Source organism: Pseudomonas sp. Irchel s3a18, from assembly GCF_900187535.1.
Classification (GTDB): Bacteria; Pseudomonadota; Gammaproteobacteria; order Pseudomonadales; family Pseudomonadaceae; genus Aquipseudomonas.
Map to the genome: position 1 here is coordinate 24,772 of NZ_FYDV01000020.1, position 16,285 is coordinate 41,056.

15 protein-coding genes are annotated in these 16,285 nt (G+C 60.7%); 9 read left to right on the top strand and 6 right to left on the bottom strand.

What is annotated here, in order from left to right; translation table 11 throughout:
- Window positions 1-61: 61 nt before the first annotated feature.
- Window positions 62-724, top strand: a complete 663-nt coding sequence (gene yrfG, locus CKW29_RS21780) for a GMP/IMP nucleotidase (RefSeq protein ID WP_095144534.1) — start codon at window positions 62-64, stop codon at window positions 722-724.
- 46 nt (window positions 725-770) lie between these two features.
- Here yrfG and lysM read toward each other — a convergent pair whose 3' ends face one another.
- The gene (gene lysM / locus CKW29_RS21785; RefSeq protein ID WP_095149098.1) at window positions 771-1,211 is read right to left on the bottom strand and encodes a peptidoglycan-binding protein LysM; all 441 of its coding nucleotides are present in this window, start codon (window positions 1,209-1,211) and stop codon (window positions 771-773) included.
- 141 nt (window positions 1,212-1,352) lie between these two features.
- On the opposite strand from lysM, the gene CKW29_RS21790 reads away from it, so the two are divergent.
- From CKW29_RS21790 to CKW29_RS21805, 4 genes are all read left to right on the top strand, one after another.
- Window positions 1,353-2,240 carry a LysR family transcriptional regulator gene (locus CKW29_RS21790; RefSeq protein ID WP_095149099.1) on the top strand — a complete coding sequence of 296 codons (888 nt, stop codon included), beginning with the start codon at window positions 1,353-1,355 and terminating at the stop codon, window positions 2,238-2,240.
- A gap of 94 nt (window positions 2,241-2,334) precedes the next feature.
- Window positions 2,335-3,174, top strand: coding sequence for a formate dehydrogenase accessory sulfurtransferase FdhD (gene fdhD / locus CKW29_RS21795; protein WP_095149100.1), 840 nt, complete (start codon window positions 2,335-2,337; stop codon window positions 3,172-3,174).
- Entirely contained in the window at window positions 3,171-5,519 is a 2,349-nt protein-coding gene (locus CKW29_RS21800) for an FdhF/YdeP family oxidoreductase (protein ID WP_095149101.1), read from the top strand. Before fdhD ends, CKW29_RS21800 begins: the two co-directional genes overlap by 4 nt.
- Window positions 5,520-5,776: 257 nt before the next feature.
- A complete protein-coding gene (locus tag CKW29_RS21805) occupies window positions 5,777-6,280 on the top strand; it encodes a glycine zipper domain-containing protein (protein ID WP_095144529.1) in 504 nt (167 codons plus the stop codon).
- Window positions 6,281-6,345: 65 nt separating this feature from the next.
- Here the strand turns inward: CKW29_RS21805 and CKW29_RS21810 are convergent, their stop codons facing one another.
- The 3 genes from CKW29_RS21810 to CKW29_RS21820 all read right to left on the bottom strand — a co-directional run bounded on the left by CKW29_RS21810 (window position 6,346) and on the right by CKW29_RS21820 (window position 10,167).
- Window positions 6,346-6,777, bottom strand: coding sequence for a thioesterase family protein (locus CKW29_RS21810; protein WP_095149102.1), 432 nt, complete (start codon window positions 6,775-6,777; stop codon window positions 6,346-6,348).
- Between the two features lie 60 nt (window positions 6,778-6,837).
- Window positions 6,838-8,061: a 3-hydroxyacyl-CoA dehydrogenase gene (locus CKW29_RS21815; protein WP_095149103.1), complete on the bottom strand. Its 1,224-nt coding sequence runs from the start codon at window positions 8,059-8,061 to the stop codon at window positions 6,838-6,840.
- A 171-nt stretch (window positions 8,062-8,232) separates the two neighbouring features.
- Window positions 8,233-10,167: an ATP-dependent DNA helicase RecQ gene (locus tag CKW29_RS21820; protein WP_095149104.1), complete on the bottom strand. Its 1,935-nt coding sequence runs from the start codon at window positions 10,165-10,167 to the stop codon at window positions 8,233-8,235.
- A 263-nt stretch (window positions 10,168-10,430) separates the two neighbouring features.
- Here CKW29_RS21820 and CKW29_RS21825 point away from each other — a divergent pair, with 263 nt between their 5' ends.
- The 4 genes from CKW29_RS21825 (at window position 10,431) to CKW29_RS21840 (ending at window position 13,486) form a co-directional block, all read left to right on the top strand.
- Entirely contained in the window at window positions 10,431-11,522 is a 1,092-nt protein-coding gene (locus CKW29_RS21825; RefSeq protein WP_371850804.1) for a S8 family peptidase, read from the top strand.
- 340 nt (window positions 11,523-11,862) lie between these two features.
- Window positions 11,863-12,144 (top strand): hypothetical protein, encoded by a 282-nt coding sequence (locus CKW29_RS21830; RefSeq protein WP_095149106.1) that lies wholly within the window; start codon window positions 11,863-11,865, stop codon window positions 12,142-12,144.
- A 90-nt stretch (window positions 12,145-12,234) separates the two neighbouring features.
- Entirely contained in the window at window positions 12,235-12,588 is a 354-nt protein-coding gene (locus tag CKW29_RS21835) for a DUF1493 family protein (RefSeq protein ID WP_095144523.1), read from the top strand.
- A 43-nt stretch (window positions 12,589-12,631) separates the two neighbouring features.
- Complete coding sequence (locus tag CKW29_RS21840) at window positions 12,632-13,486, top strand: DMT family transporter (protein ID WP_095149122.1); 855 nt, start codon at window positions 12,632-12,634, stop codon at window positions 13,484-13,486.
- Window positions 13,487-13,554: 68 nt separating this feature from the next.
- Here CKW29_RS21840 and CKW29_RS21845 read toward each other — a convergent pair whose 3' ends face one another.
- Both CKW29_RS21845 and hslO read right to left on the bottom strand, forming a co-directional pair.
- On the bottom strand, window positions 13,555-15,096 hold the full coding sequence (locus CKW29_RS21845) for a phosphoenolpyruvate carboxykinase (protein ID WP_095144522.1): 1,542 nt from the start codon (window positions 15,094-15,096) through the stop codon (window positions 13,555-13,557).
- Between the two features lie 179 nt (window positions 15,097-15,275).
- Complete coding sequence (gene hslO / locus CKW29_RS21850; protein WP_095144521.1) at window positions 15,276-16,178, bottom strand: Hsp33 family molecular chaperone HslO; 903 nt, start codon at window positions 16,176-16,178, stop codon at window positions 15,276-15,278.
- Window positions 16,179-16,285: the final 107 nt, after the last annotated feature.

The following is a 16,285-nucleotide window of genomic DNA, read 5'->3' on the forward strand; positions in this document are numbered from 1 at the left end:
TATACCCGGCCTGCCCTGATTGTTTATGTCGGATATCTGTTTACCGCTGGAGAAGTCTTCAATGCCATCACTGCCCTGGCGCGACATCGATACCGTTCTGCTGGATATGGACGGCACACTGCTGGACCTGCACTACGACAACCATTTCTGGATGGAGCACCTACCCCAGCGTTACGCCGAGCTGCACGGGGTGAGCCGGGCCATGGCCGAGCTGGAGCTGCAGCCGCTGTTCGAGCGTAACGCCGGCCAGTTGCAGTGGTATTGCCTGGATTTCTGGAGCAGTGAACTGAAGATCCCGGTGCGCGAGCTGAAGCTGGAGACCGCTCATCTGATTGCGCTGCGCCCGGACGCCGATACCTTTCTGGCGGCGATCAAACAGGCCGGCAAGCGCGTGATCCTGATCACCAATGCGCACCGCGACTCACTGTCGCTGAAACTGGAAAGAATCGAGCTTGCACCGTACTTCGAGCGGCTGATCAGTTCCCACGACTACGGCTTCCCCAAGGAAAACCCGCAATTCTGGGACGCCCTGCGCGCCGATATCGACTTCGACCCGGTACGCAGCCTGTTCATCGACGATACCTTGCCGATCCTGCGCAGTGCTCGGGATTTTGGCGTGGCGCATTTACTGGCGGTGAGTGTGCCGGACAGCCGCAAGGCGCCCAAAGACACCGCGGAGTTTGCGGCGGTGGGTGATTATCGGGCATTGATCGAAGGGTTGTAGCAAGCATTGTGGAGAGGGAGCTTGCTCCCTCTCCACAGGTCCCGTGTTACTCAGGAATACGCAACGACTGCCCTGGATAGATCTTGTCCGGGTGCGACAGCATGGGTTTGTTGGCTTCGAAAATTTTGTTGTACAGGTTGGCATTGCCGTACACGGTCAGAGAAATCGCGCTCAGGGTGTCGCCCTTCTTCACCACCACAAAACGGGCTGCCGCGACAGCCGGGCCGGTCACGACGATCTGATCGTCCACACTGCCAACGCCAGCAATATTGCCCACCGCCAGGAGGATTTTTTCTTTCTCTTCCTGACTGGCCACTTCGCCGGTCACCGTGACCTTGTCACCATCCACCGTGGCCTGCACATTCGGGTTGCCCAGGCCGACCTTCGCGATATGCTCCTTCAATTGCTCGCTCGCATTGGCGTTACCCGGTGTCAGCAAATCAATCAGTTTCTCGCCTGCTTCTTTCACAAAGCTCAAAAGACTCATGGTGCACTCTCCTTGGGTTTATAGGTCCGGTCGCGAAAGACTAGACCAAGACGGTGCAACGTGGTTCCCGGCCGACCAATGACGCCCATTACGCACACGCGCTAGAATCCTCCTCCTGGCCTGCTGCGCACTGGAGCGACGATGGACATCAAACAGCTGAAATTCCTCATCGCCCTCGACGAAACCCGGCACTTTGGCCAGGCGGCCGCGCGCTGCCACATCACCCAGCCCACGCTGTCGATGCGCTTGCGCAGCCTTGAAGAAGAGCTTGATTTGCCACTGGTCAATCGTGGCCAGCGCTTTGAAGGGTTCACCGCGCCGGGCGAGCGGGTGCTGGCCTGGGCGCGCACCGTGCTCGCCGCCTATGACGGGCTGCAGGCGGAGGCCGCAGCCTGTCGCGGCAACCTGGTCGGTACGCTGCGCCTGGGGGTGGTGCCGCTGTCGAGTTTCGATCCTCTGCCGCTGATGCAACAACTGCACGGCGAACACCCCAATTTGCGCTTCGAACTGTCCGCCTTGAGTTCCGAACAGATCCTCGAGCAACTGGCCAACAACCGGCTGGACTTGGGAGTGTCCTATCTGGAGCGTCTGGACGGCGAACGCTTCGACTCGCTGGCGTTCAGCGAAACCCGCATGGGCTTGCTCTATGACCAACGCTTCTTCAGCTTCGGTGACACGCCATTGAGCTGGGAGGCGCTGATCGAGTTGCCGCTGGGCATGCTCACCAGCGGCATGCACTTTCGCCAGTCCATCGACCACAACTTCCACAGCCGGGGCCTTAACCCGCAACCGCTGCTGCAGACCGACGCCGTTCATCAACTGCTGCAAGCCGTACACGGCGGCCTGTGTTGCGCGGTGATGCCCCTGGAAGGTGGCCTGGAATCACTGACCGAACACTTGCGCCTGCAACCGATTGAAAACGCGCAAACCCTTGGCCGACTGGGCTTGATCATGCGTCGCAGCGCACCACGCTCGGCGCTGGCGGAAGCCTGTTTTGCGATCTATCAGAAATCACTGACAGGCTTTTGATCGACGGCATCTATCGGCAGATCAGTAATAGCGATTAGACGCGACACTTTGCCGCGCCTAGGATTAAGGCTGGATAACCCGCCGGTATTGCCCCATGAACGCCAAGCGCCCGGCCTGCGCGGCGCCTGCTCCAGTAACGCCCGCGCCCGCCGCCAGTCAGAGCTACCAGTACTGCAACCTTGATCACAGTGAGTCAGCCAGCACCGCGCTCGCTGAGGAAGTGGCGCTGGCGATCGCCTACAACGGCATCAGCCAGGCCGTGATGCTGGTCACCCCGACCGACCTGGAAGACTTCATTGTCGGCTTCAGCCTGGGCAGCGGGATCATCAGCGACCTGTCCGACATCTATGACCTGCAATTGACGGGCGCAGGCAGCGCGCAGTACGCGCAGGTCAACATTGCCAGCCGCGCCTTCTGGAACCTCAAGCAGCAGCGTCGGCAACTGGCCGGCACCAGCGGTTGCGGCCTCTGCGGCGTGGAAGCCGTGGAACAGGCCCTGCCGCAACTCAAGGTACTGCCCGGGGCACCGCTGCCTCCCGCGCACTGGCTCGAGGGCCTGCGCCAGCGCATTGGCGCCTTCCAGCCTCTGGGCCAGCACTGCGGTGCGGTGCATGCGGCGGTGTTCATGAACAACCAGGGCGAGCTGCTGCTTGGCCGTGAAGACATCGGCCGGCACAACGCCCTCGACAAGCTGATCGGCGCCCTGGTGCGCCAGAACATCCCGACGGCCGGCGGGCTGGCGATTGTCACCAGCCGCTGCAGCCTCGAACTGATCCAGAAAGTCCTGCGCGCCGGCATCCAGACCCTGGTCAGCCTGTCGTCGCCCACCGGCCTTGCCTTGCAATGGGCACGCCGGCACAACCTCAACCTCATCCACCTGCCGCAGAAAAGTGCGCCGCGGGTCTACAGCCCAGCGATGGAGAATCAAGCGTGAGCACTCATCATCAAGCCGACCAGACACCCACCCCGCGCTACAAGCCCTACAAGGGCCCGGCCGGTGGCTGGGGCGCATTGATCAGTGTTGCCCAGGCCTGGCTGACCAGCGACAACGCGCTGAAAAACCTGCGCATGATGCTCAAGACCAACCAGAACGGCGGTTTCGACTGCCCGGGTTGCGCCTGGGGCGATTCCCCGGAAAGCGGCCTGGTCAAGTTCTGTGAAAACGGTGCCAAGGCCGTCAACTGGGAAGCCACCAAGCGTCGCGTCGATGCGGCATTCTTTGCCAAGCACAGCGTCAGCGCCCTGCTGGAACAGAGCGACTACTGGCTCGAGTACCAGGGCCGGTTGACCGAACCCATGCGCTACGACGCCGACACCGATCGCTACACCCCGATCAGCTGGGACGCGGCGTTCACGCTGATCGGCCAACACCTGCAGAACCTGCCAAGTCCCGATCAGGCCGAGTTCTACACCTCGGGGCGCGCCAGCAACGAAGCGGCGTACCTGTATCAATTGTTTGTCCGTGCATTCGGCACCAATAACTTCCCTGACTGCTCGAACATGTGCCACGAGGCCAGCGGCGTGGCCCTGGCGCAAAGTATCGGGGTCGGTAAAGGGACCGTGACCTTCGACGACTTCGAACATGCCGACGCGATTTTCGTCTGGGGCCAGAACCCCGGCACTAACCACCCGCGGATGCTCGAACCCCTGCGCGAAGCGGTCAAGCGCGGTGCCCAGGTGGTGTGCATCAACCCGCTGAAAGAGCGGGGCCTGGAACGCTTCCAGCACCCGCAGCACCCGATCGAAATGCTCACCAACGGCGACAAACCGACCAACACCGCGTATTTCCGCCCGGCGCTGGGTGGTGACATGGCCTTGTTGCGCGGCATGGCCAAGTTCCTCCTGCAATGGGAGCGCGAAGCCCAGGGCAGTGGGGCGCCGGCCGTGTTTGACCATGCCTTCCTCAACGAACACACGGTCAATATCCTCGACTACCTGAACCAGATCGACGACACCCCGTGGGAGCAGATCGTCGAGCAGTCCGGCCTGACGCTGGTCGAGATCGAACAAGCGGCGCGCATGTACGCCAAAGGCCAGAACGTCATTATGTGCTGGGCCATGGGCATCACCCAGCACCGCCACTCGGTGCCAACCATCCAGGAAATTGCCAACCTGATGCTGTTGCGCGGCAACATCGGCCGTCCAGGCGCGGGCCTGTGTCCGGTGCGCGGGCACAGCAACGTGCAAGGCGACCGGACCATGGGCATCAATGAACGCCCGCCAGTGGCTTTCCTGGATTCACTGGAGCGTCGCTTTCAGTTCAAGGTGCCCCGTGAAAACGGCCACAACGTGGTCGAGGCGATTCACGCCATGCTTGAAGGCCGTTCGAAAGTCTTTATCGGCCTGGGTGGCAACTTCGCCCAGGCGACACCGGACAGCCCACGGACCTTCCAGGCGCTGCGTAACTGCGACCTCACGGTACAGATCAGCACCAAGCTCAACCGCAGCCATCTGGCCCACGGCAAAGAAGCGTTGATCCTGCCGTGCCTGGGCCGCACCGACATCGACCTGCAAACCGAAGGGGCGCAAGCGGTCACCGTGGAAGACTCCTTCAGCATGGTTCACGCCTCCAATGGCCAGCTTCAGCCGCTGTCCCGCCAGATGCGTTCCGAGCCATCGATCATTGCCGGTATCGCCGCCGCAACCCTGGGCAGCACACCGGTCGACTGGACCTGGCTGGTCGCCGATTACCGCCGTATTCGCGAACTGATCGCCGACACCATCCCGGGCTTCAAGGACTTCAACCAGAAGATCGAACACCCGGGCGGCTTCTACCTGGGCAACAGTGCCGGCGCCCGGCGCTGGAACACGGCGTCAGGACGCGCCAACTTCCGCCCCAACATCCTGCCGTCGGACCTCGTGCACGAACGCACCCGCGCCACCGGGCAGTTGCCGGACCTGATCATGCAGTCGATGCGCTCCCACGATCAGTACAACACCACCATTTACGGGCTCGATGATCGTTACCGTGGTGTCAAGGGGCAGCGTGACGTGCTGTTCGTCAATGAAGCCGACATCATTCGCCTGGGCTTCAAGCCCGGGCAAAAGGCCGACATCGTGTCGATCTGGGATGATGATCGTGAACGGCGGGTCAAGGGCTTCACCCTGCTGGCCTTTGACATTCCAGCCGGGCAGGCGGCAGCCTACTACCCGGAAGTGAACCCGCTGGTGCCTCTGGAAAGCACCGGGGATGGCAGCCATACGCCAACCTCCAAGTTCGTGGCGATCCGCCTGGAGGCGGCCAGTGACAGTGGGCTGATCATGGCCAGGTCGGCCTGAGGCAAGGCGCCTGCGTATTCAGCCAATATCCCTGCCGGCTGCACTCGCTTCACGTTTCAAACGCCCACAAAAAAGGCCGCTTTTACATAAAAGCGGCCTGTCTCAAGTAGCTAAAGACCCGCGAAAACCAATAAAGTTCCGTCTAAAAAACAACAACTTAGCAAAATGTGCACAAGTCGTGTTACTCGTCGGATTTCGATTGTAACCGTCCTGTCACAGCCTCAGGATCGCCTCGTCATCCCTTTGAGGCTCCTCTAATGAAGTTCTCCTCGATTCTCTTGTTGTCCCTTGGCCTGATCAGCGGCGTAGCGTCAGCTGGAGGCAACACCGAAGCCGGTGTGGGCGGCGCATTGGGCGGGGTTCTTGGCTCGGTCGTCGGTCAGTCACTGGGCGGTAACACCGGCTCGACCATTGGTGCCGCACTGGGTGGTGCGGGTGGTAGTGCGGTGGGTGCCAACAAACACAGCCGTGGTGAAGCCGCCATCGGCGGTGCACTCGGCGCGGCCGGCGGCAACGTGGTCGGTCGCAACGTAGGTGGCACTACAGGTAGCCTGATCGGCGCAGCCGCTGGCGGTGGTGCGGGTGGCGCGCTGGGCAACTACATGGGCAACAAATACGATAACGATGATGACGATGACGATAACGGTCATCGCCGCTATCGCGGTGGCCACGACGATCGCCGCTACTACCGTGATGGTCACCCGGGCCGTGGCCATGCCTATGGGCATCGCAAGCACAAGCACCGTTACTATCGCGACTAAACACCACGCCGCATCACGACCGAGACTCAAAAAAAATCGCAGCCCCCGGGCTGCGATTTTTCGTTTCACACCACCAACCGCTCCAGGGCCTGGCGTAACCCGCCAGGAATCGTCACCGGCTGGTTCGACGCCCGGTCCACAAAAACGTGGACAAAGCGCCCCGCCGCACAAGCCTCCTCTTCCCCGGCCTTGAACACGGCCAGCTCGTACTGCACCGAACTGTTGCCCAGTTTGCCCACCCGCAAGCCGATCTCGATGCGCTCGGGAAAGGCAATCGATGCGAAGTAGTCACAGGCCGAGCTCACCACAAAGCCCACGACCTCGCCGTCGTGAATATCCAGACCACCGACTTCGATCAGGTAGGTGTTCACCGCCGTATCGAAAAAGCTGTAGTAGGTCACGTTGTTCACATGACCGTAGACATCATTGTCGTGCCACCGGGTGATGATCGGCTGGAAGTGACGGTAGTCGGTACGTTGTGGCATGCGGTCGGTCATCGGGTTTCTCGTCAAAGGGACTGGCAGTGTGCTGATTGTGATGGTCGATCAGACAGCCTGTCACTGGGCGAAATGTCCGCCCTTGACCGCCAGCTCAGCGATCACTTGTGCCGGCTTCCACAACGCCCCCTGCTCCGCCTCAAGGCGCAGCAAACGGGCATGGATGTTCGCCAGCCCCTGCTGATCGGCCCAGGCCATTGGCCCGCCCTTGTCCGCCGGAAAACCATAGCCGTTGAGGTACACCCGATCGATGTCGTGAGCGCAATCGGCGATACCTTCCTGAAGAATCTTCGCCCCTTCGTTCACCAGGGCCAGCAGGCAGCGCTCAAGGATCTCTTCGGTGCCGATCTCCCGGCGCTGGTAACCCAGTTCTTCACTGACTCGCTGCACCAGCGCATCCACCTCGACATCGTGCTCGGCCTGACGGCTGCCGGGCTCGTAGTGGTAAAAACCGTTGCCACTCTTCTGACCGAAACGCCCCAGTTCGCACAGGCGGTTATCCACCTGAATCTCGGCTTCGTCCTGACCGATACCCGCCAGCTCCCGGGCCCGCCAGCCGAGGTCGATGCCAACCACGTCGTACATGCGAAATGGCCCCATGGCAAAACCGAAGCCTTGCAACACGGCATCCACTTGATAGGGGAATGCGCCTTCAAGCAACATCTTGCGTGCTTCAAGCACGTAGGTATTGAGCATCCGGTTGCCAATAAAACCGGAGCAGTTGCCTGCCACCACACTGACCTTGCCCATGCGCTGGCCAAGAACCCCGGCAGCCTCGAGCACCGCAGGGACCGTCTGCTCACCCCGGACGATTTCCAGCAGTTTCATGATGTGCGCCGGACTGAAGAAGTGCAGGCCCAGCACTTGTTGAGGACGCTGTGTCACGGCGGCAATGGCGTCGATGTCCAGCGCCGAGGTGTTGCTGGCGAGAATCGCTTCTGGCTTGAGCAGGCCATCGAGCTCACGGAAAATGTTCTGCTTGAGCTCGAGGTTTTCGTAGACCGCCTCGATCACCAGGTCGACGTCGCGGATCGCCGGATAGTCGAGCGCCGCGGTCACCCGAGCGATACGCGCATCGGCTTCGGCTTGATCAATGCGGCCCTGACGGACGTTGTGAGCCCAGGTGTCGGCAATGGCTGTAAGGGCCTGGTCGAGCATCTGCGGATTGTTGTCGACCCATTGCACCGGCACCCCGGCGTTGGCCAGGCACATGACGATGCCACGGCCCATGGTGCCTGCGCCGATCACGGCGGCACGCTGAATCTGGAAGGGCGTCTGGCTCATTGTTTGCTCTCTTGTTGGCGATCCAAAGACAGCGTCCACCATAGTCAGCCCGGCAGCGTTTTTGAAGTTTATTCCCGTGATGGGCGACATTCAGCGGATGGATGTTCCTCCCGACTCAACGCTCGATCTTTCCCTCGCTCTGCGTGGAAATGCAGCCCGTGACGCTCCGCGTCAGCCCGGCAACTGGCTTTGCGCCCAACCCCGCACCTCGGCATAGGGATAATTCTCCAGTGCCGCAAACCCGTGAATCGCGCGGGCCTTGAGCTTGGTGAACAGCGGCACGCTGATACCGCACAAGAACCGGGTCAGGCGCTCTGCACTCGGCACACTGCCGTTGTAGGCCTGATGCTTGTGGATAAAATCGCCACAGAGCGCATCGAAGTTTTTATCCACAAGCGCAGGCAACAGCGGCGGCTCCGGTAAACGGGCAACCTGTCCATGACACACCGAACAATGCCCACATTGTTGCGGTGCATTATCGTCGCCGAAATACCGCGCCAAGCGGTGACCCAGGCAGTGCTCGGTGGCGAACAGGTCGAGCATCGCGTGGATACGTGAGATTTCCGTACGCTCATGTCGGGTGAAATAGGCGTGCAGTTCGACGCTCAAGGCCTGAGCGTCAAAATGGCTCTGCAACAGGCTGTAGACCTCGGTCATCTGCTTGCTTTCAAGCTCGACCCAGCCTTTTTCCTGAAAGTAATCCAGCGCCTTGACCACCCGGGCACGCTCGGCCTGATGCTGGAGATACAGCGCGTCGAAATTCACGGTGGCCCAGGTTCGCGCCCGGTTCGAGGTCTGGATGATCGCGTCGACGAAGTCCCGGCGCTCGCCCTCGAAACGCGCCAACAGCACCTCGGGTTCCACCAGGAACTTGAACCGGTACTCGGCAAAGTAGGCATAACGAGGCGCGATCAAACCTTTGAGCTCAAGCTGCACCAGCAAGGTCTTGAGCGGCAACTGGCGAATGTTGCTCTGGTCGGCCAGCGGCCCCAGCAGGAACTCCCACTGCCCGTCCGGCGCTGCGGCCTGCAGCTCATCCAGCACACAACGGATGCCCTCCAGCTCCGGCGTATCGCCGTAGACGAAGTTCTCCAGCACGTTGAGGCTGTCGCGGTTGGCCAGCACCAGGCAATCGGACGGCTGCCCGTCACGCCCGGCACGACCGATTTCCTGGCTGTAGTTCTCGATGGATTTGGGCAGATCAAAGTGCACTACGTTACGGATGTCGCTCTTGTCGATACCCATGCCGAAAGCGATGGTGGCGACGATGCAAGTGGACTGCCCGCCCATGAACCGACGTTGAATCGCCTCGCGCTGCTCATGGGGCAAACCCGCGTGGTAGGCCTCGGCCTGAAGCCCGTTCTGGCTCAGGTGCTGAGCAATCTGCTCGGCGGTTTTCTGCAAGGTCACGTAGACGATGCTCGGCTGCCCGGCACGTTGGCCCATCCACTCCAGCAGGCGGCGGCGCTTGTCCTGGCCGCGCACCGGTTCAACCAGCAAATTGAGGTTAGGCCGGTAGAATCCGGTGGTCACCACATCGTCTGGTGCGATGGCGAACTTCGCCTGCATGTCGGCGATCACCTTGGGCGTGGCGGTCGCGGTCAGCAGCAAGGCCTGGGGGATATTGAACTGACGCTGGTAGTCCGGCAGCTTCAGGTAATCGGGGCGGAAGTTGTGACCCCACTCGGAAATGCAGTGCGCCTCGTCCACCACCAACAACGAGATCGGCACCTGCTGCAGGAAGTTGCGAAAGCGCTCGTTCTTCAGGCGCTCCACGGAAATCATCAGGATCTTCAACTCGCCACTGCGCGCCCGCGCCATCACCTCGTTGGCGTCGTCGCGACTCTGGGCCGAATCAATACTCGCTGCCGCGATCCCGTGGCGCTGCAAGAACGCCAACTGGTCCTGCATCAGCGCCAGCAACGGCGAGACCACCAGTGTCAGGTGCGGCAGCAACAAGGCGGGCAGTTGATAACACAAGGACTTGCCAGACCCGGTCGGGAAAATCGCCGCTGCCGAACGTCCGGCCAGCACCGCACTGACTGCCGCTTCCTGGCCAGGCCGGAACTGTGGATAACCAAAGACCTGTTCGAGGGTGTTGTGCATAAGCGGTCACTCCGTTGACGGCTGCCACGCCAAAGGCCCGGACAGAGAAGCAGCGCGTAGAGAAAAGGTCGGGGGCGAAACGCTCTCGATAGATACAAACAGAACCACTAATTCTCTCATGAACCAAGGGTTCAATCGTTTAGGTTCATGACTCACCTGACGGGCCTGAGCGCCCCATTGAAAACCCGGCCACAGGCGAAGCGTCCTCGTCGCAGGAAGCTTCGCAGGCATGGATGCCACTGAAGGAACACCCTATGAATCAAATGCTACCGTCTCTTGCTCTCTTGCGACCGTCACGCCTGGGCTTGGTCGCCCTGCCGCTGCTGCTGAGCGGCTGCCAGAACATGACCACACCTGCCGTAGTCGACCCTGCCGCACAGGGTTACGAAACACCGGAATATCACGCCCTGAAAGGGCTGGCGATCATTAAAGCGTCGTCAATCTACGCTCGCGGCGCAAGCGGTCAGGGCGTGAGCGTCGCCCTGATCGACTCCGGGCTGAATGCCGACCTGCCTGAGTTCCAGGGACGCATTGGCGATCCTGGATACGATTACGTGACGAACCAGCCGGGTACGACCGACAGGGTCGGCCACGGAACACAGATGGCCGGCATCATTGCCGCCAACAAGGATGATCAAGGCATGCATGGTGTCGCTTTCAGCGCCCAACTGATCCCCATGCGATTTGGCGATGATGATCAACCCTTCTTCTTCGACAGTGAAATCGCTCAGTCGTGGACGTATGCGTTCGGCAAAGGGGCGCGTATTTTCAACAACTCATGGGCCAATGACATTCCGGCAACCGAGATCACCGAGTCGCGCTACAAGCAGGTCATGCCCGAATCCCTCACCGTGGCCCGGCAACTGGTCAATGAGGGCGCGGTATTCGTGTTTCCGACCGGCAATGAGCTCAGACGCGAACCCCTGGCCGAGCCCGGCTTGCCAGTGGCGGTGCCGGAGCTGGAAAAGGGATGGCTCGCCGTCGTTGCCCTGAAGCAGGACGGCACAGCTATCAACGCCAAATCAAACTACTGCGGCGTTGCCAGGGACTGGTGCATCGCTATTCCCGGGGGTGACTCCTCCGCCGGCACTGGCTTGCAGACCACCTTGAAGTCCGGCAAATACGGCGAAACGGCGGGTACTTCACCGGCTGCGGCCATGGTCAGCGGGGCCCTGGCCGCATTGCAGAGCCGTTACCCGCAGATGAGCCCGCAACAGATTCGCCAGCACCTGCTCAAACACACAAACCGGACCGGCATCTATGCCAACAGCGAAGTGTACGGCCAGGGCCTGCTGGACCTTGAAGCTGCCTCCCGTCAACCACCACAGCACGTGATCGGGCAAGGAACTGATTGAAACATCGATACCTCACAGCAGCCGGAGACGACTGCTGTACGGGAAAGCCCCTACAAATATTGACGCCCCCTCTGCTGCAGTTTTACAGGTGAAACCACGCAAGCACCTGAACAATCCGACTTATCGATCGCTCACTACGAATACCTCAACCCTCGAGTAGGACGAGGACGCAACAGCCTGAAAACGCCCTACAGATCCTGTCCATGCGGGCCATCTTGCTGAATTCAAACAGCCCTCTTTATAGTTTGCTGCGCAGCCGAGCAACCGTAAGTGTGAACTCTCTTGCGTCAGCGCACGGCCCTGCCGAGCGACTCCGCCAATGCGCACTGGACTGACCCCGATGAACACCAGCACCTCGCCAACAGACCGTTACCACCCGCTCAATTCCACCGCGGGTGACACTCCCGCGCTGCTCATCGACACCCTGGCCAGCCCCCAGGCCCTGCTCGAAGCCGCCCAGCAACGCATCCGTGCCGCCAGCGACCTGCTCGAAACGCTGTATTGCCTGAGCTTCAACCAGGCCGACTGCAAAGACATCCCGCACATCGTCAACGCGCTGTACCTGTTGACGCAGGATGGCAGCGATTTGCTGCAGGTGGTGCAACAGCGGATGGCGCAATAAAACGAGCCTTGCTCGCGGAGCCAGAACCTTTCCCGCAAGCCCGGCACGCCCTACCATGCCTGCCTGCCTGCCTCAACCGGAAGGTCAACCATGAACCTCGCCCCCCACTTCCCCGATGACCACGCCATGCGCCTGCTCATGCAGTTGCTGCACGAAGAACTCGGCCTGCCCGAACGCAAAACCATCAGCCTCGATACCTCGATCAATTTCGATCTTGGCTGCGACGGCACAGATGCCCGGCACCTGATGGAAGCACTGGAAGAACAGTTCGCCATCGACTTCATCGACTACGACGCCTATCGCTACTTCCAACCCGAAGGCTACGATGTGTTCATCAAGCGCAGGGCCAAGGGGCGGGGCGATAAGCTCCCGCTGACTATCGGCATGCTCTACCAGGCCAGCAAGGCCCAACGCTGGGACACGCAGGTGCTCGAAGGCCTGTAGCGTCCACAGCGCATCACTATAAGGACATAGCGTGGACGTACTGATGGGCCTGTTGGCGGCTGCACTCTGGGGGGGCACGGATTTTTTCATGGGCCTGAACGCCCGCGCGGTCGGCGTGAAGCGCGCCGTGTATTTTGGCCAGGCCCTGGGCTTTGTGATCATGAGCCTGCTGCTGGTGATATTCCCCGCCTACCTGCTCAAATCCCTCGCTGCGCCCTTGAGCGTCTGGGGCATGGGTGTGTGCGCCGCCGTGCTCACCGTCTCCGGCGCCCTGTCGCTGTCCAAGGCCTTCTCCCTCGGCAAGGCCTCCATCGTCGCGCCGCTGGTGACCTCCTATGGTGTGGTCACCACCCTGCTGTCCTGGGCCAGTGGTGAACACATCAGCCTGATCCAGTGGCTGTGCATTGCCCTCTGCGTGGTCGGCGTCATCCTGTCCGGCCGCCACGCCGACAACGGCCTGCCCCACAGCACGGATACCCGTCAATCCATTGCCTTCGCCCTGCTTGCCGCCGTGTTCTACGGCACCAGTTTCTGGCTGCAAGGCCAGTTCATCCTGCCGGTCCTGGGGCCGATCACCATGCTCTGGCTCGCCTACCTGGTGGGCTTCAGCGTATTGGTGTTGATCGTTCTCAAGATCAAGGATGGCCTGAAGATCCCACCGCTGAAAAACTGCATGACCCTCACCGCCGCCAGCCTGATGAACCTCGGGGGTTTTTCTTCGTTTGCCTGGGGCGCGGCGGTGGGTTCAGTGTCCGTGGTGACCGTGATCAGCACACTGTCTGGCGGGATTGCGGCAATCCTGGGGTATGTGTTTTTCAAAGAGCGCCTGGGAAAAGTACAGGTGCTGGGGGTTGTCCTGGTGCTGGTGGGGGCGTTTGTATTGCACCTGAAAACCTGAGGCGAACGCTGAATGACAAAAAAAAGCCGCCCCGAAGGGCGGCTTTCTCATTTGCATCAAACCAACACTTACAACTTAGGACCCGCAGCCTTGATCGCGTCGCTCACGTCGAACTTCTTGAAGTTCTCGATGAACAGGCCGGCCAGTGCCTTGGCGGCTTCGTCGTAGGCGGCTTTGTCAGCCCAGGTGTTGCGCGGGTTCAGCAGGCCAGTCTCAACGCCCGGTACGGCCAGTGGCACGTCGAGGTTGATGGTGTCCAGGTGCTCGGTCTCGGCACCGATCAACGCGCCGCTCTGGATCGCTGCGATCACGCCGCGAGTGGTCGGGATGTTGAAGCGGTTGCCAACACCGTAGCCACCGCCGGTCCAGCCGGTGTTGACCAGGTAGACCTTGGAGCCGAAGCCGCGGATGCGCTTGATCAGCAGCTCTGCGTATTCGCCAGCCGGACGCGGGAAGAACGGTGCGCCGAAGCAGGTGGAGAAGGTCGACTTGATGCCACTGCCCGAACCCATTTCAGTCGAGCCCACCAGAGCGGTGTAGCCGGACAGGAAGTGGTAGGCCGCTTGCTCTTCGCTGAGGATCGACACAGGTGGCAGTACGCCGGTCAGGTCGCAGGTCAGGAAGATCACAGCGTTTGGCTCGCCACCGAGGTTTTGCTCGGAACGCTTCTCGACGTGTTCCAGCGGGTAGGCTGCGCGGCTGTTCTGGGTCAGGCTGCCGTCGGCGTAGTCCGCTTTCTTGGCATCGTCCAGCACAACGTTTTCCAGGACCGCGCCGTGCTTGATGGCTTTCCAGATAACCGGCTCATTCTTCTCGGACAGGTCGATGCACTTGGCATAGCAACCGCCTTCGATGTTGAACACCACGCCCTCGCCCCAGCCGTGCTCGTCGTCACCGATCAGGTAACGGCTTTCATCGGCGGACAGGGTGGTTTTGCCAGTACCGGACAAACCGAAGAACAGGGTCACGTCGCCCTCTTCACCGATGTTGGCAGCACAGTGCATTGGCAGCACGTCGGCGGCCGGCAGCAGGAAGTTCTGCACCGAGAACATGGCTTTCTTCATTTCACCGGCGTAACGCATGCCAGCGATCAGTACTTTCTTCTGAGCGAAGTTGATGATCACGCAGCCATCGGAGTTGGTGCCATCACGCTCTGGAACGCACTCGAAGTTGGCAACGTTGAGGACCTGCCACTCTTCACGGCCAGCCGGGTTGTACTGGGCTGGATTGATGAAGAGGCAGCGGCCGAACAGGTTCTGCCAGGCGGTCTGAGTGGTCATTTTCACGGCCAGGTAGTGCTCGGCGGCCGCACCTACATGCACGTGGGAAACGAAATGCTCTTGCCCGTTGTTGAACGCCTCGACGCGAGCCCACAGGGCATCGAACTTGTCGGCCGGGAACTTGCGGTTGATCGCGCCCCAGGCGATTGCGTCCTGAGTGCCTGGCTCTTCAACAATGAAACGGTCAGCGGGCGAGCGGCCGGTACGGTGACCGGTGCGAACAACCAGCGCGCCGGTATCGGCAAGCTCGCCTTCACCGCGATTGAGGGCTTGTTTAACCAGATCATCAACACTCAGATCGGTGTACACGGCGTTATTGGCTTGCGTCATGAGGTTCCCCGTCGGCCAGTGGCCGAGTGCTCCAAACGTTTTGTAGTAGAAAGTCCTGCACTACTACCGCGAAAAAAGTGGGCCGGATTATGCCAGAAACGCCCAAAAAAAGTAGGGCCCTCCCGTCAGGACGGCGTTATACCAGCATTTGCCAGTTAATTTACCTGCGCTGAAACGTTTTAGTGACGAGTATCTGACGGCGTATCGACACCCGCTCCGGCGAACAATTGGGTGATATCGGCCGCATCGAACAGATAACGCTCATTGCAGAACTGGCAGTCGATCTCGATCGCGCCACCGTGCTCAAGCACCAACTTCTGAGCATCGTCCTGACCCAGGCTGACCAGCGCGTTACCGGAGCGCTCACGGGAGCAACTGCAACGGAAGCGCAGTTTCTGCACGTCGAACAGACGGACCTGCTCTTCGTGATAGAGGCGGTGCAACACGGTTTCGTTGTCCAGGCTCAGCAGTTCATCGGCGGTCAGGGTGCTGCCCAGCGCGGTGATGTGCTGCCAGCTGGCGGCGCGTTCTTCTTCATCTTTCAGGCGGTCGGCCGGCAGTTGTTGCAGCAGCAGGCCACGGGCGCGACGGCCATCGGCGTGCAGCCAGAAACGCGTACCCACTTGTTGGGACATGACGAAATAGTTGGTGAAGCATTCCGACAGGGTCGCGCCGTCGAGGTCGACGATACCCTGATAGCGCTGGCCCTGGGTCGGGTCGACGGTCAGTGCCAGGACACCGTTGGGCATCAGGTCGGCCAGGGTCGCATCAGGAGCGATCTTGTCCGCCTCATAACGGGCCAGGCCGCGAATTTCGCGCGCGCTCGAGCATTCGATCATCAGCAGCGGAACCGGGCCTTCGGAGCGCGCCTGAAGGATCAGCAAGCCATCGAACTTCAAGGTGCCGACCAGCAGCGCCGCGGCCGCCATCAACTCGCCAAGCAGTTGAGCTACCGGCTCCGGATAGGGGTGCTTGGCAAGGACTTCGGCATAGCTACGCTCCAACGCAACCAGCTCGCCGCGGGTATCGCTGTCATCGAAGATGAAGCGTTGGGTGTAGTCGGTATCCGGTAGATCAGTCATAGGTCTGGGTATCTGAAGTGATAACAAAATAAGTACGAGGGCCGGAAATCACAAACTCGCACCCCCTTGGGTGCGTGATTTTCAACCATGGGAGGCATTTTATGGAC